The sequence below is a fragment of the Algibacter miyuki genome, assembly GCF_030409805.1.
Taxonomy (GTDB): domain Bacteria; phylum Bacteroidota; class Bacteroidia; order Flavobacteriales; family Flavobacteriaceae; genus Algibacter; species Algibacter miyuki.
In genome coordinates this window covers 19,812-34,758 of record NZ_JAUFQP010000016.1, presented here as the reverse complement: position 1 = coordinate 34,758, position 14,947 = coordinate 19,812, and the positions used below count along the sequence as shown (strand labels likewise).

At 33.8% G+C, this 14,947-nt stretch carries 16 protein-coding genes; 9 read left to right on the top strand and 7 right to left on the bottom strand.

Annotation, left to right across the window (positions count from 1 at the left end; translation table 11 throughout):
• Positions 1–71: 71 nt before the first annotated feature.
• The 8 genes from QWY92_RS18850 (at position 72) to QWY92_RS18815 (ending at position 6,932) form a co-directional block, all read left to right on the top strand.
• Positions 72–1,505, top strand: coding sequence for an ATP-dependent DNA helicase (locus QWY92_RS18850; RefSeq protein WP_290274497.1), 1,434 nt, complete (start codon positions 72–74; stop codon positions 1,503–1,505).
• 75 nt (positions 1,506–1,580) lie between these two features.
• On the top strand, positions 1,581–2,147 hold the full coding sequence (locus QWY92_RS18845) for a DUF4126 domain-containing protein (RefSeq protein ID WP_290274494.1): 567 nt from the start codon (positions 1,581–1,583) through the stop codon (positions 2,145–2,147).
• 91 nt (positions 2,148–2,238) lie between these two features.
• Positions 2,239–2,967, top strand: coding sequence for a 3-deoxy-manno-octulosonate cytidylyltransferase (kdsB, locus tag QWY92_RS18840; RefSeq protein ID WP_290274492.1), 729 nt, complete (start codon positions 2,239–2,241; stop codon positions 2,965–2,967).
• Positions 2,958–3,662, top strand: coding sequence for an HAD family hydrolase (locus tag QWY92_RS18835; RefSeq protein ID WP_290274490.1), 705 nt, complete (start codon positions 2,958–2,960; stop codon positions 3,660–3,662). The genes kdsB and QWY92_RS18835 overlap by 10 nt, the downstream gene beginning before the upstream one ends.
• Position 3,663: 1 nt before the next feature.
• Positions 3,664–4,281, top strand: coding sequence for a CatA-like O-acetyltransferase (locus QWY92_RS18830; protein WP_290274488.1), 618 nt, complete (start codon positions 3,664–3,666; stop codon positions 4,279–4,281).
• Positions 4,282–4,329: 48 nt separating this feature from the next.
• Positions 4,330–5,412 carry an iron-containing alcohol dehydrogenase family protein gene (locus QWY92_RS18825; protein ID WP_290274486.1) on the top strand — a complete coding sequence of 361 codons (1,083 nt, stop codon included), beginning with the start codon at positions 4,330–4,332 and terminating at the stop codon, positions 5,410–5,412.
• A 1-nt stretch (position 5,413) separates the two neighbouring features.
• A complete protein-coding gene (locus QWY92_RS18820; RefSeq protein WP_290274484.1) occupies positions 5,414–5,962 on the top strand; it encodes a 1-acyl-sn-glycerol-3-phosphate acyltransferase in 549 nt (182 codons plus the stop codon).
• A gap of 217 nt (positions 5,963–6,179) precedes the next feature.
• Positions 6,180–6,932, top strand: coding sequence for an NYN domain-containing protein (locus tag QWY92_RS18815; protein ID WP_290274480.1), 753 nt, complete (start codon positions 6,180–6,182; stop codon positions 6,930–6,932).
• 206 nt (positions 6,933–7,138) lie between these two features.
• Here the strand turns inward: QWY92_RS18815 and QWY92_RS18810 are convergent, their stop codons facing one another.
• From QWY92_RS18810 to gcvT, 6 genes are all read right to left on the bottom strand, one after another.
• Positions 7,139–8,113, bottom strand: a complete 975-nt coding sequence (locus QWY92_RS18810; protein ID WP_290274478.1) for a Gfo/Idh/MocA family protein — start codon at positions 8,111–8,113, stop codon at positions 7,139–7,141.
• Positions 8,114–8,179: 66 nt separating this feature from the next.
• On the bottom strand, positions 8,180–8,899 hold the full coding sequence (locus tag QWY92_RS18805) for a YebC/PmpR family DNA-binding transcriptional regulator (protein ID WP_290274476.1): 720 nt from the start codon (positions 8,897–8,899) through the stop codon (positions 8,180–8,182).
• Between the two features lie 149 nt (positions 8,900–9,048).
• Complete coding sequence (locus QWY92_RS18800) at positions 9,049–9,342, bottom strand: 4a-hydroxytetrahydrobiopterin dehydratase (RefSeq protein ID WP_290274475.1); 294 nt, start codon at positions 9,340–9,342, stop codon at positions 9,049–9,051.
• Positions 9,343–9,464: 122 nt separating this feature from the next.
• Positions 9,465–10,298: a sugar nucleotide-binding protein gene (locus QWY92_RS18795; RefSeq protein WP_290274473.1), complete on the bottom strand. Its 834-nt coding sequence runs from the start codon at positions 10,296–10,298 to the stop codon at positions 9,465–9,467.
• A gap of 9 nt (positions 10,299–10,307) precedes the next feature.
• On the bottom strand, positions 10,308–11,222 hold the full coding sequence (locus QWY92_RS18790) for a glutaminase (protein WP_290274471.1): 915 nt from the start codon (positions 11,220–11,222) through the stop codon (positions 10,308–10,310).
• Between the two features lie 3 nt (positions 11,223–11,225).
• Positions 11,226–12,305, bottom strand: coding sequence for a glycine cleavage system aminomethyltransferase GcvT (gene gcvT / locus QWY92_RS18785; RefSeq protein WP_290274469.1), 1,080 nt, complete (start codon positions 12,303–12,305; stop codon positions 11,226–11,228).
• Between the two features lie 227 nt (positions 12,306–12,532).
• Here gcvT and QWY92_RS18780 point away from each other — a divergent pair, with 227 nt between their 5' ends.
• A complete protein-coding gene (locus tag QWY92_RS18780; RefSeq protein WP_290274467.1) occupies positions 12,533–14,275 on the top strand; it encodes a hybrid sensor histidine kinase/response regulator in 1,743 nt (580 codons plus the stop codon).
• 95 nt (positions 14,276–14,370) lie between these two features.
• Here the strand turns inward: QWY92_RS18780 and QWY92_RS18775 are convergent, their stop codons facing one another.
• Positions 14,371–14,865 carry a hypothetical protein gene (locus tag QWY92_RS18775; RefSeq protein ID WP_290274464.1) on the bottom strand — a complete coding sequence of 165 codons (495 nt, stop codon included), beginning with the start codon at positions 14,863–14,865 and terminating at the stop codon, positions 14,371–14,373.
• Positions 14,866–14,947 lie beyond the last annotated feature (82 nt).

Here is a 14,947-nt window from a genome sequence, read left to right as displayed (position 1 = left end):
TTTAATCGTAAAAACCAAAGCGAATAAAAATCATTCTATCTTTGAACAATTTATAAATTTTAAGCTAATAAATGACAGCATCCGAATTCTATTCCCTTATAAAACAGCAGTTTCCGTTTAATCCAACAATTAAACAAAATATTGTACTCCAGCAATTATCCGAATTCATCTTTAATACTGATAAAGATGCCTTGTATTTGCTTAAAGGCTACGCTGGTACTGGGAAAACAACCATTGTGGGCGCCATTGTAAACAATTTATGGAAAGCTAAAAAAAGTGCCGTTTTAATGGCTCCAACTGGGCGAGCAGCGAAAGTAATCGCTAATTATTCCGGAAAAGAAGCCTTTACAATTCATAAAAAAATATATTTTCCAAAAAAAGATTCTGGTGGTGGCGTAAAGTTTGTTTTGCAGCCAAATAAGCACAAAAATACTATTTTTATTGTGGATGAAGCGTCTATGATTCCAGATACACCTGCTGAATCTAAATTTGTAGAAAACGGATCGCTTTTGGATGATTTAATGCAATATGTTTATGCTGGCCATAATTGCAAACTTCTTTTAATAGGAGATACCGCACAGCTTCCGCCAGTAAAACTAGATATAAGCCCCGCTTTAGATGAGCATATTTTGGCGCTGAACTACAACAAGGAAGTGACACGTATGGAATTGGATGAAGTGGTTAGGCAAGGTCAAGATTCGGGTATTTTAGTAAACGCTACCGTTTTGCGAGATGTTATAGCTAGTGAGAATTACGATCATTTTAAATTCGACTTACACGGTTTCAAAGATATTGTAAGATTGGTGGATGGATATGAAATTATGGATGCCATAAACGATGCTTATAGCGATTTAGGAAACGAAGAAACCGCCATTATCGTTAGAAGTAATAAACGCGCCAATTTATACAATCAGCAAATTAGAAACCGAATTCTGTTTAACGAGCACGAATTATCGGCAGGAGATTATCTTATGGTGGTGAAAAATAATTACTTTTGGTTAAAACCTACTTCTGAAGCCGGTTTTATTGCCAACGGAGATATTATTGAAGTGCTAGAAATTTTCAGTATTCAAGAATTATATGGTTTTCGTTTTGCGGAAGTTAAAATACGTATGGTGGATTATCCCAAAATGATTCCTTTTGAAACGGTTTTAATTTTAGACACTATTGAAGCTGAAACGCCATCGCTACCTTATGAAGATTCTAACCGGTTATACCAAGAGGTGATGAAGGATTTTGAGAATGAAACTTCGAAATATAAAAAGTTTTTAAAGGTAAAAGGAAACAAACATTTTAACGCCTTGCAAGTTAAATTTTCGTACGCTATTACTTGTCATAAATCACAGGGTGGACAATGGAATACCGTATTTGTAGAACAACCGTATTTACCTAATGGTATTGATAAAGACTATTTACGATGGTTATATACAGCAGCCACAAGAGCCAAAGAAAAACTATATCTAATCGGTTTTAAAGATGATTTTTTTGAAGAAGAGACACCATAATTTATTGTATTTTTATAAAGGCACAATTTTTGAATTACAAAACAGAAATCAGTAAATTAAAGCTTTTAAACTTTTATGACAGTAGAAACCATCATCAGCATATTTTTAGGCATCGGTCTTTCCGCATCTGTTGGATTTCGGGTGTTTTTACCATTATTCGCATTAAGTTTATCGGCCTATTTTGATGTTTGGCAACTTAATGAATCTTGGCAATGGGTTGGAAGCACAACGGCTTTAATCACATTAGGAGTGGCTACAGTTGTCGAAATTTGCGCGTATTTTATACCGTATGTCGATAATTTATTAGATACCGTCGCTGTACCTTTAGCGGCATTAGCTGGTACAGCAGTCATGCTTTCTACTGTGGCCGATTTAAGCCCTGTAGTTACTTGGGCATTGGCCATTATTGCTGGTGGTGGAACAGCCGCTGCCGTTGCAGGAACTTCAAGTACCACGCGCTTAGCGTCTACAGCAACTACAGGTGGTTTAGGAAACCCCATTGTATCCACTTTAGAAACAGGAACTTCTGTGGTTATGTCTGCTATTTCAATATTTATGCCCATACTTGCTATTGTTTTAGTTCTTATTATATTGTTCGTTATTTTTAAAATCTATAAAAAGTTTAAACCCAGCAACACTTAAAACCTACAATAATTATGTTATTTTTGAAGAAGATATCATGATTTAAAACTGACAACTTTCAGAAGTAAAACAAAAAATAGTAATATTTTATATGAAAATAATTTCAATGATTCCTGCACGTTACAGTGCATCTCGTTTTCCTGCAAAGCTAATGCAAGATTTGGGTGGGAAAACGGTTATCCTTAGAACGTATGAAGCCACTGTAGCTACCAAATTATTCGACGATGTTATTGTAGTTACAGATAGCAACATCATTTACGACGAGATTGTAAATAACGGCGGAAAAGCCATGATGAGTATAAAAGAACACGACTGTGGTAGCGATAGAATTGCAGAAGCTGTTGAGTTTTTAGATGTTGATGTCGTGATAAATGTACAAGGCGACGAACCTTTTACTGATGAAGTTTCCTTAGCAAAACTGATAGAAGTTTTTAAAAACGACCCAAATAAAGAAGTAGACTTAGCATCTTTAATGGTACATATTACCGATTTAGACGAAATAAATAACCCGAACACGGTAAAGGTAATTGTAGATCAAGAAAATTTTGCACTTTATTATTCACGCAGTCCAATTCCTTATCCTAGAGATAAAAATGCTGGTGTTAGATATTTTAAACACAAAGGGGTTTATGCCTTTAGAAAGCAAGCCATTTTAGACTTTTATAAGTTACCAATGCTGGCTTTAGAAGCTTCAGAAAAAATAGAATGTATCCGATATTTAGAGTACGGAAAACGTATAAAAATGGTTGAAACTGATGTGCAAGGTGTTGAAATTGATACACCTGAAGATTTAGAACGTGCAAAAAAACTATGGAAATAAATTATAAAGATATAAAAGTGATTGGTTTTGATGCTGATGACACGCTTTGGGTTAACGAAACTTATTTTAGAGAAGCCGAAGATGAAATCGGGCGTTTATTATCGCAGTATGAAACGCCTAATAAAATAGATCAGGAGCTTTTTAAAAAGGAAATTAGTAATTTACCATTATACGGTTACGGCATAAAAGCCTTTACTTTATCTATGGTTGAAATAGCTTTGGAATTATCAAATTATAACGTTTCAAATAAAACCATCGAAGCTATTTTAAATATTGGTAAAAACATGCTTAATAAGCCTGTGGAATTGCTTGATGGGGTAGAAGATGTGCTAAAAACACTTTCAAAAAAATATAAACTCATTTTAGCAACCAAAGGTGATTTATTAGATCAAGAACGAAAATTGGAAAAATCAGGATTAACTAATTATTTTCATCACATTGAAGTTTTAAGCGATAAGCAAGAAGATAATTATGCTAAACTATTAAAACGTTTAGATGTCGATGCTTCGGAATTTTTAATGATTGGAAATTCACTAAAGTCAGATGTTTTACCTCTAGTTAATTTGAAAGCTAAGGCCATTCATGTACCATTTCATACCACTTGGGCACACGAACAAGTTACAGAAAAGGAAACCAACGGAAAAGCTTACAAAACCATAAATTCGTTGAAAGATTTATTAAAACTTATAGATTAAATTGAAAACTATAGATATAAATACCTGGAACAGAAAACAACATTTTGAGCACTTTTCAGCATTAGCCGATCCGTCCTTTGCGGTTACTATACCGTTTAATGTTACACAGGCTTATCAGGTTTCTAAAGCAAATAAGATTAGCTTTTTTACGCGATATTTACACGATTGTATGCGGGCTATCAATGAGGTTGAAAATTTCAAGTACCGTATTCTAGATAACGAGGTAGTGGTGTACGATGTAATTCATACTTCTCCTACAATTCTAAGGCAAGATAAGACCTTCGGGTTTTCGTTTGTACACTTTAACGATGATTTTAAGTTGTTTTCTGATAATTTAGAAAATGAAAAAACACGTATAAATAACTCCACTAATCTTTATCCACCGGTAAATGGACTCGATTGTATTCATTGTTCCGCATTACCTTGGGTCAATTTTATTGGTCATAAAGAGCCTAATTCAGGGCTATTAGACAGTATTCCTAAAATTTCTTTTGGAAAAGCAACCAAAATTAATGATGAATTAATAATGAATGTTTCCGTGCATGTAAATCACGCTTTAGTTGATGGCTACCATGTTGGTCTATTTTCTGAAAAATTTCAACACTTTTTAAACGAGTAAAATTTAAATTAATACTATTTTTACATTTCGTAAAAGAAAACAGAATAAATGAATTACAAAAACTTTCCAATGGTGCCTAGAGTAATTTTTGGCAGAGGTAGTTTCAGTCAAATAAACGACGTTTTATCCCCAAAACGATCAAGTATTCATGCGCCTTTTATTTTTTTAATAGACGATGTTTTTAAAAATAACACCTGGTTAATTTCAAGAATTAAATTGTCTTATGATGATAAAATTATTTTTGTTTCAACCAAAGATGAACCTAAAACCACACAAGTCGACGAGCTTGTTGAAGATATAATTGTAAAATCAAAAGCACGCCCATCTGGTATTATTGGTATCGGTGGTGGAAGTTTACTCGATTTAGCCAAAGCGGTTGCCATTTTAATTACTAATGAAGGCGAAGCTAAAGATTACCAAGGCTGGGATTTAGTTAAAAATCCAGCTATTTATCACGTCGGAATTCCAACCATTTCTGGTACAGGAGCCGAAGTTTCTAGAACAGCTATTTTAACAGGACCAAAACTTAAGTTGGGTATTAATAGTGATTTCACGCCCTTTGATCAAGTTATTTTAGATCCAGAATTAACAAGAGATGTTGCTAAAGATCAATGGTTTTATACCGGAATGGACTGCTATGTGCATTGTGTAGAATCGTTAAACGGAACGTATTTAAATGAATTCAGTAAAACTTATGGCGAAAAATCGTTTGAGTTATGCAAAGAAATATTTTTAAGCGATACTATTTCCGAAGAAGAATCTCAAGACAAATTAATGATGGCAAGCTGGCATGGAGGTATGAGTATTGCTTATTCTCAAGTTGGTGTTGCACATGCTATGAGTTATGGTTTGTCGTTCCTTTTAGGCGTAAAACACGGTATTGGTAACTGTTTAGTTTTCGATCATTTAGACGAATTTTACCCAGAAGGTGTTGCTATTTATAAGCAAATGAAAGCCAAACACGGTATAGAATTACCACAAGGTATTTGTAAAAATTTAAGCGACGAAGAGTTTGATATCATGATTGGTGTAGCACTAAGTTTAGAGCCACTTTGGGAAAATGCCATCGGAAAAAACTGGAAAGAAACCATTACTCCCGAGAAGTTAAAAGGACTTTATAAGAAAATATAATATGCAATGGCTAGCCAAAATAATATACTCTAAACTTTTAGGTTGGCAGGTTGTTGGTAACACCAGTTTTTCAAAAGATACCATTAAAAAATCCATTATTATAGCAGCGCCACATACCAGTTGGCACGATTTTTATATTGGCGTTTTAGTACGTGCCGTTGTTGGCGTGAAAACTAATTTTGTTGGAAAAAAAGAACTCTTTATTTTTCCGATAGGTTGGTTTTTTAGAGCATTAGGAGGCGCTCCAATAAATCGGCAGAATAATGAAAACAAAGTAGAGGCCATTGCTAAATTGTTCAAAGAAAAAGACGAATTCCGTATGACCTTGGCACCAGAGGGCACGCGTAAAAAAGTAAAAAAATGGCGTACCGGGTTTTATTATATTGCAAAAGAAGCCGGCATTCCTATTATTATGTTCACACTAGATTTTAAAAATAAACAGAATAAAGTGTCCGAGCCTTTTTACCCAACAGATAATACTGAAGCCGATTTCGCTTTTATGGATGCCTTTTACAAAGGTGTTGTAGGGAAAATACCCGAATATTCATAAAATGATACTTTGGTATAATAATTGAATTTTATACTTTAGTTGGGTAAAATGAAACATAAAGTAAACAATTGATTGTCCCTAAAAAGAAACATTTTTCACAACTTTTAAAACTCAAAGGCTATCTCTCACAAGGATGTAGCTTTTTTTATTAACCAAATTAGAAGTTTTTTAGACTTAACACATCTTCAAGTCTATATTATTTATATCTTTAATAATTATGATAAAAGACACTAAAATAGCCGTTTTAATCGATGGCGACAACATACCATCACGATACATTTCTGAAATGATGGAAGAAATAGCCAAATATGGCACACCAACAATAAAACGAATATATGGCGATTGGACTAAGCCACACCTTTCCAAATGGAAAAATGTGCTTTTAGAAAATGCCATAACGCCAATTCAACAATACGGGTATACCACGGGCAAGAATGCCACAGATTCCGCTATGATTATCGATGCCATGGATATTTTATATTCCGAAAAGGTAAACGGCTTTTGCTTAGTATCATCAGATAGTGATTTCACCAAATTAGCAACCCGATTACGCGAAGCCGCTATGGTGGTTTACGGTATGGGTGAAAAGAAAACTCCAAACCCTTTTATTGTCGCTTGCGATAAATTTATCTATCTAGAAATCCTGGCCAAGGATAGTGATGAAGATGAAGATACCAATAAAGGCAAAAAAGGAGCAAAGCCTAAAAAAGAAAATTTATACAGCATAACACCGAAAGTGATTAAGCTACTAAAAAACTCTGTAGACGATGCTGCGGACGATGATGGTTGGGCATTTTTAGGCGATGTAGGCTCTTTAATTCTAAAAAAGCAACCCAACTTCGATTCTCGAAACTTTGGATTCCAGAAGTTAACACCGCTGTTTAAATCTCTACCACAATTTGAAATGGAGCAACGCGACCAAACCAATGGACGTTTTAAGTTGATTTATGTAAAAAATAAAGGTAAATAAAATTTTTAAACCTTAGCGATTTTCGGTTTTAGAGCGTTCCCCAAGGGGCGGGCTTTCGCTACTCGCTTTTTTGTGTTGCATAGGTGCAACCACACAAAAAGAGCTCAAACAGGCCGCTCAATCCCTAACGCAGGGGAAATCTGCCATGATTATTCTAAACATTAAAGTCAATACTATATATTAAATACCATAATCAAAGGTGAAAACTAAATTTCGCCTAAAATCTTATCCATTACCCAACTGGTATGCAATGCTGTTTTTCCTGTAGAAGGATGTTCGGGGATTTCATTAAATAAAACGGCTTTCATGCTTTCAACATGTGGCGTTTGTATATGTTTTGGGTTTTCAATAACTAAGGACTTGTTTTTAGATTCACTTTTTAATACAATTGGGTTTTCATGAAATACGGAAAATTCAATGGTGCCTTTACTACCATAAATAGTAACATGATCTAGGTGATCACTACACCCGAAATTCCATGTTCCAGAACCTGTAATACCATCTTTATGTAACCAAGATGCGGTAACGGCATCTTTAGCCGAATATAAGTTTTGCTGATTTAAACTAAAACCTTTAGCATCCACGAAATCTCCTAATAAATAAGCAAATAAATCTAACCCATGGCTCGCTAAATCATCAAAATAACCTGCGGGAGCAATATTAGAGTCTGTTCGCCAATTATCTTTTTTCAATAAATCGGTTTGGTTTGCAGGTTTGCTTAAATGTGCCGATATATGTCTAATATCACCAATATAATTACTATCTAACCATGCTTTAACCTTTAAAAATCGAGGTAAAGATCTACGATAATAGGCCACAAATAACGGAACATCTTTTTCTTTAAAAGCGTTATATATTTCTAAACTATCCGCATAACTTGGGCTCAATGGCTTTTCAATACAGCAAATTTTTCCGGCAGCAGCGACCTTTAAGGCATAAAGTTTATGGCTATCGGGCGGTGTTGCTATATAAACGGCATCAATACTACTATCATTAATAAGTGCATCGGCGTCTGTATATGTTTTAGCAATGCTATGGCGTTTGGCGTAATCTTCAAGTTTTTCAACATCACGACGCATCACGGCTTCAATATTAAAACCATCTGTAAGTTTGTAAGCTGGTCCGCTTTTAACTTCGGTAACGTTGCCACAGCCAATAATTCCCCAATTTATCGTTTTCATAAGTTTCAATAGTTTTATGCAAAAAAAAGAGAACCGCTAAGTTCTCTTTAATTCATTTTATATGATTTACTCGCCAGTTTCTTCCATGGTATGATATACATTCTGTACATCATCATCATCATCTAACTTTTCTAAAAGCTTCTCTACATCAGCAGCTTGTTCGGCAGTCAATGCTTTTGTTACTTGAGGAATACGCTCAAAACCAGACGATAAAATTTCAATTTCACGAGATTCTAGCTCAGCTTGAATTGCTCCAAAACTTTCAAATGGGGCATAGATTAATATACCATCATCATCAGCAAAAACTTCTTCAGCACCAAAATCTATAAATTCTAATTCTAATTCTTCAGGATCTAATCCTTCTGCACCAATTCTAAAATTACAAGTATGATCGAACATAAACACCACAGAACCCGATGTACCTAAACTACCATCGCATTTGTTAAAATAACTTCTAACATTGGCTACTGTTCTTGTATTATTATCGGTTGCCGTTTCAACTAAAACAGCAATTCCGTGAGGCGCATAGCCTTCAAAAATGACTTCTTTATAGTCACCTTGACCTTTTTCACTTGCTTTTTTAATGGCACGCTCTACGTTGTCTTTAGGCATGTTTACAGATTTTGCATTCTGTATAACAGCTCTTAAACGTGAGTTACTTGCAGGATCGGGACCACCTTCTTTAACAGCCATCACAATGTCTTTACCAATACGTGTAAAGGCTTTGCTCATGGCAGACCAACGTTTCATTTTCCTTGCTTTTCTAAATTCAAAAGCTCTTCCCATAATTAAAATTCTTTAGTGGTTGTCCGTTTATAAGTTGATAAAAATCAAATGAAAGCGACAACTTTATTACTGTTACATTTCCGCAAAAGCGAAAATAAATCTATTATATTTATTACGACAAAGTTAAAAACCTAAATCGAAAAAACAAATTAATCCTCGTCTGGTTCTACAATGTTTTCGATGGCTTCGGCAAGTTTAAAATCTTTAACCGTAACGCCTTTGGCATCGTGCGTAGAAAGAGAAATGGTAAGTATGTTGTAAACGTTAGACCAATCGGGGTGATGGTTTAAGGCTTCGCATTCAAAAGCAATTCGGCTCATGGCGCTAAAGCAATCTTTAAAGTTATCGAATTCAAATTCGGCATGAATAGCATCATCATAATAATCCCATTCTGGAAGTTGAAGTAAGCGTTTTTCTATATCGTCTTCTGATAGTTTAAGCATGTTTTATGTATTTATGGTGTGTTTAGTTCTAGATTTTAAAAATAGACACGAATTAATCTTTGATATAATTTAAAGAAGCTAATTTAATCAATTTAATGAGGATATATAAGCGCTTCGTTTTTTTATTTTTTTAATTCTGATAAAACATCTTCGCTTACCAATTGCAGGTGTTTAGGGAGTTTATTTAGTTTTGGTAAAACAGCTAAGTATCTATCGTCGTTAGTGGTGTAAACCTGTTTGTACTTTACTTTATTTTGAAGCTGAAGGGTTTCGATAATTTCTTTTATAAAATCGTCGTGATGCACTAAATCGGTACTTCCAAGATGAAAAATGCCAGATTTATTTCTGTTGATGATGTAATGAATTTGTTGGGTTAATTTATTTTCCGAAGTAACATTCATAATTAAATTCGGAAAAACTTCAACAGCTTCATTAACGTCTATTAGGTTGATTATCTCAGTGATTCTGGGCGATTGTGATCCAAAAACCATAGGAATTCGTATAATAACAACGTTCTTTTTAGGTAATCGCAGGAGCATATTTTCAATTTTTATTTTGAAATGCCCATAAATACTCATGCTTAAGGTTTTATCTTCCTCGTAACTTGGATACTTACTGTAAGCATCAAAAACGTTTGCTGAGGATAGAAAAATAAATTTGATATTTTCAGCTAAAACATATTCCGCCACATGACGATGGACGATGACTTGCTTAGAAAAATCGCCACGAAGTGCCGAAATAATAATGGTGGGTTTTACAATATCGAGAATTTCGTAAACATCATCTTCTTCAATATTAAATTGAAAAAATTGATGATTTTTCTCTAAAGCCGTATTTGTTGTATTGTAGGTGCCGTAGGTTTTAAAATAGGGGTAAAGCTCGCGGTAAATAGCGTTTCCTATAAAACCGCTAACGCCCAAAATAAGAATTCTATGTTTGCTTTCTCTTTTTATCATAAAAGCAACCTAGAAAATGGAGCGTTTGGTTCGGGTTGTAAAAGCTTCTAGCGCCAACATCCCTAGTTTAGAATTTCCTTTTTTATTTAATCCCGGAGACCAAGTTGTAATTACAAAATTATCGGGAAGTAAAGCCACAATACCACCGCCAACACCAGATTTACCAGGTAAACCAACTTCAAAAGCAAACTCGCCAGCTTCGTCGTAAAAGCCACAAGTAAGCATAATAGCGTTAATCCGTTTAACTTGCGATTCTTTTAAATGTACTTTATTTAATAGACAAGTGCCTTTATTAGCCAAAAAGAAAAATGTTTTAGTAAGCTGGGTGCAAGTCATTTCCAAGGCACATTGATGAAAATAGAAATCTAAAACCTCTTCAACCGGATTTTGTAAATTTTTAAAGGACTTTAAAAGATTAGCCGCAGCATAGTTTTTAAAGCCTGTATTTTTTTCAGAAATAGCAACAGCTTCATTGTATTTAATATTGCTGTCGTTTGTAATCTCGCGAACAAATTTTAGAAAATCGGCTTTTGGATTCTCTAAATGCGACACCAAAACATCGGCAATAACAAGCGCACCAGAGTTAATTAACGGGTTTCGTGGAATACCGTTTTCAACTTCCAATAAGGCTAATTGATTAAATGGATGCCCAGATGGTTCCACATCAACTCGTTTCCATACATCTTCGCCAATAAGCGACATGGCTTTGGCTAAACTTAAAACTTTAGAAATACTTTGTATGGAAAAAGGTTTGTTAAACTCGCCAGCACCATAGGTTTCACCACGAGAAGTACGTAAATGTATTCCGAAGTTGTTTTTATCAATATGGGCTAGTTCAGGAATATAAGACGCTACAACTCCCTTGTCGGAAGCATGAATAGCGTCTTGATGAATACCTTTTAATATGGCTTGAAAATCGAGCATATATTATTTGTAAAACGGGAGCTTAACAATGGTTGCTGGCACCGCTTTTTTTCTAATTTGAATATTAATTTTGCTATCTACACCAGCCAAAACGGTTGGTACATAACCTAAACCAATACCTTTGTTTAAGCTTGGTGACATGGTTCCGGAAGTAACTACACCAATTTTATTGCCGTTGCCATCTACAATATCGTAACCATGGCGAGGAATACCGCGTTCATCAAGTTCAAAAGCAATTAATTTACGTTCGGCTCCTTTTTCTTTTTCAGCTTTTAGAGCTTCAGAATTAGTAAAATCTTTAGTGAATTTGGTAATCCAACCCAATCCTGCCTCAATAGGCGAAGTGGTATCATCAATATCATTTCCGTAAAGGCAATACCCCATTTCTAAACGTAAGGTATCACGAGCCGCCAAACCAATTGGTTTAATACCAAAATCGGCTCCTGCTTTAAATACGTTATCCCAAATTTGTTTCGCTTCGGTGTTTTTGCAGTAGATTTCAAATCCGCCACTTCCGGTATAACCCGTTGCAGAAATAATCACGTTTTCAACACCTGCAAAATCGCCAACTACAAAATTATAAAACTTGATAGCCGATAAATCTTGACTTGTAATAGATTGCATGGCCTCAATGGCTTTTGGACCTTGAATTGCAAGTAAAGCATAGTTTTCGCTTAAATCACGCATTTCAGCACCAACATCATTTTTAGATTGAATCCAATTCCAATCCTTTTCAATATTACTAGCATTAACAACCAATAAATAGGTGGTTTCTTTTATTTTATAAATAATTAAATCGTCTACAATACCGCCATCATCATTTGGCATGCAACTATATTGTGCTTTTCCAATGGTTAGTTTAGTGGCATCGTTACTCGATACTTTCTGAATTAAATCTAAAGCATGTTCTCCTTCAATTAAAAATTCACCCATGTGCGAAACATCAAAAACACCAACACCACTGCGCACAGTTTCATGTTCGGCAATAACACCTTCATATTGCACCGGCATATTATATCCTGCAAAAGGTACCATTTTAGCACCTAGTGCTTCGTGAGTTTGAGATAAGGCTGTGTTTTTCATTGAAATTACTTTTTAATTGTTTTGAAATTGTTTGAGTGAGTATTTTAAGAAAACAAATGTATAGAAAAAATATAGATTTCGTTTTAAAGTATTTCGAACAATATTTCCTAGGCACCGTAAGAATAAATCCGATATTTTGTAAAGAAATACACAAAATATTGCAATATTTATGAATCATCTTGTTTTTAATCGATAAAATCACTTCTTTTGTCTGTACTGAATTTCAAATGGAACATAGAATACATCACCTTAATTTTAAAGAATTAAAAAGCAAATCCTTTTTTAAGCTTGCTATGCTTATCTATTTTTCTGCTATTTTGGTCACTTTTTTCTATATTTTTTTAGCATATCGTTACAGTTTAACGGTATCTTTAATTATTATTATATTTCCTCTTATAAGCTTTTTTGTAAGTATCTATGTTTTAGTTGTTATGCGCAACTACTTAATAGGCCCATATATGGTTTACATTGTTTTGGGGCTCTCTACGCTGATACTATCTTACCTAGAAGGTTTAATGTCTGGTTATTATTGGTTTCAATTGGCGCTATTATTTGTACTACCTTATGTTATTCGTCATGAAATATATTTTCAAAAACACACGAATATACTTTATTCAATAACCATTTTAATTATGGTTATTTCGGTTATCATCTCTCCAATGTATTCCACATATTACGAGAACATCACTCGAGAACAAACGCACTATAGATTTATTTTAAACTCATCGGTTGCTTTCGTGCTAATTATGGTGTTTTCTCTTCAAGGATTGGGACATAATAAATCGTATATTAAAAAAATCTATAATGATAAGAAACGTGCTGTAAGCGAAAAGGATAGAAGGACCAAAGTATTGTCTAATTTAGGACATGAATTACGCACACAAATTAATAGTATTAATGGGGTTACTCAATTAATATTAGATGGAGGTGCTGAAGACACTCCTAAAAATAGTACCAAGTATTTTGAAATATTGGATTACTGCAATAATAATATGCTTTTGTTGGTAAACGATATGTTGGATATTCATAAAATAGAGTCGGGACGCTTTGAACTTGTTATCGAACCTAAAATAATTTATGACTTTTTAAGTAAAATAACCATACCATTTATTAATAAAGCAGAAGAGAAAAACTTAAAACTACATAGTTATATTGATCCAAAGTTAAAAGATGTTGTAGTTAATATAGATGAAAAACGTTTTGCACAGGTAGTTTACAACCTCATATCTAACGCCATTAAGTTTACCGAACAAGGTGAAATAACCTTCTCGGCCGAAGTTGTAACTTTAGAAAACGATACGGTAAGCATTCAATTTAAAGTAAAAGATACAGGAGTAGGAATTGCACCAAAAGATATAAAGAAAGTATTTGAAAGTTTTCATCAAATTAAGAATGAAATTAATCCTGTTTATGGAGGTACAGGACTAGGCTTAGCGATTTCTCAATCGATAATTGAGGCCATGAATTCTGAGATAAAAATAGAAAGTAAACTTAATAAAGGAACTTCTTTTATATTTCCTCTAACCTTAGAGCGTCTTCCTGTTTTACCTAATAAGTTGGAAATAAAAACTGTTTATAATGATGATTTTTCAATAAACGCTAATGTTTTACTTGTTGAAGATAATGTGATAAGCATGATGTATGCTAAAAAAATATTAGAAAAACGGGTTGCCAAAATTTATGAAGCTACAAATGGAATTGAAGCCATTGAAAGCATAAAAGCTAATAGAGATATTGATTTAGTGTTTTTAGATTTAGAAATGCCACAAATGAATGGTTTTAAAGCCATTACTCATATTAAAGCATACAATCCTAGCTTAACGGTTATTGCTTTCACGGCGAACATACCAAGCACAGAGCTTATTACTAAATTGGACGATTTAGGTTTTGATGATATTCTCTCTAAACCTTTTAATAAACAAGACGTTTTTGGTATTTTGAAAAAATATACTGATGACGTTTTAGTTTAATAACACACATACTCATAAAAAAAGTCTCGGCTCACAGCAAAAAGAAACCCAAACTGGTTTTCAATTTGGGTCTCTTTCATAAAAACAGGAATGACTTATTTAGCTTTTTTCAACTGTTTTAATATATCTTTTAAAATCACTTTACGTATTACTAAAGATCCTTCGCAAAGTTCAACACCTCCATCATTTTTATAACAACCAACGCATTCATATGTAATAGCATTTTTATTATAACCCTTCCTTTTTCCAATTCTTTCTATAACACAGCCTTCTTCTTCACAACCTTTTGTACAAAAGAAATCAGCGCTACCTCCCAAGAGTATTTGAGTTTTTCCTGGCGGCTTAGTTTGATGTTTTGAAATTAAAACGCTTTCGTCCTTTTTGTTATAAAACATTTTATACCCATTGAAAGCTGTTGTAATACCATCATTTGCAACTTTAATAAATTTGTAACCAGCCGATTGAAAATATTTAGTTGCTTCTTTGTTGAGTACAATTCCTTTTATCTCAACGTTTTGTGCTCTTGAATGCAGACAAATACCTAATACTAAAATTAGGATTGGAATGATTCTTTTAGTTAGTTTTTTCATAGTTTTTGTTTTTGGTTATTGTTATACTCGAAAATAACAGAATAAATGAAGGTTATTCTCATCCATTTGGGTGATTTTGATA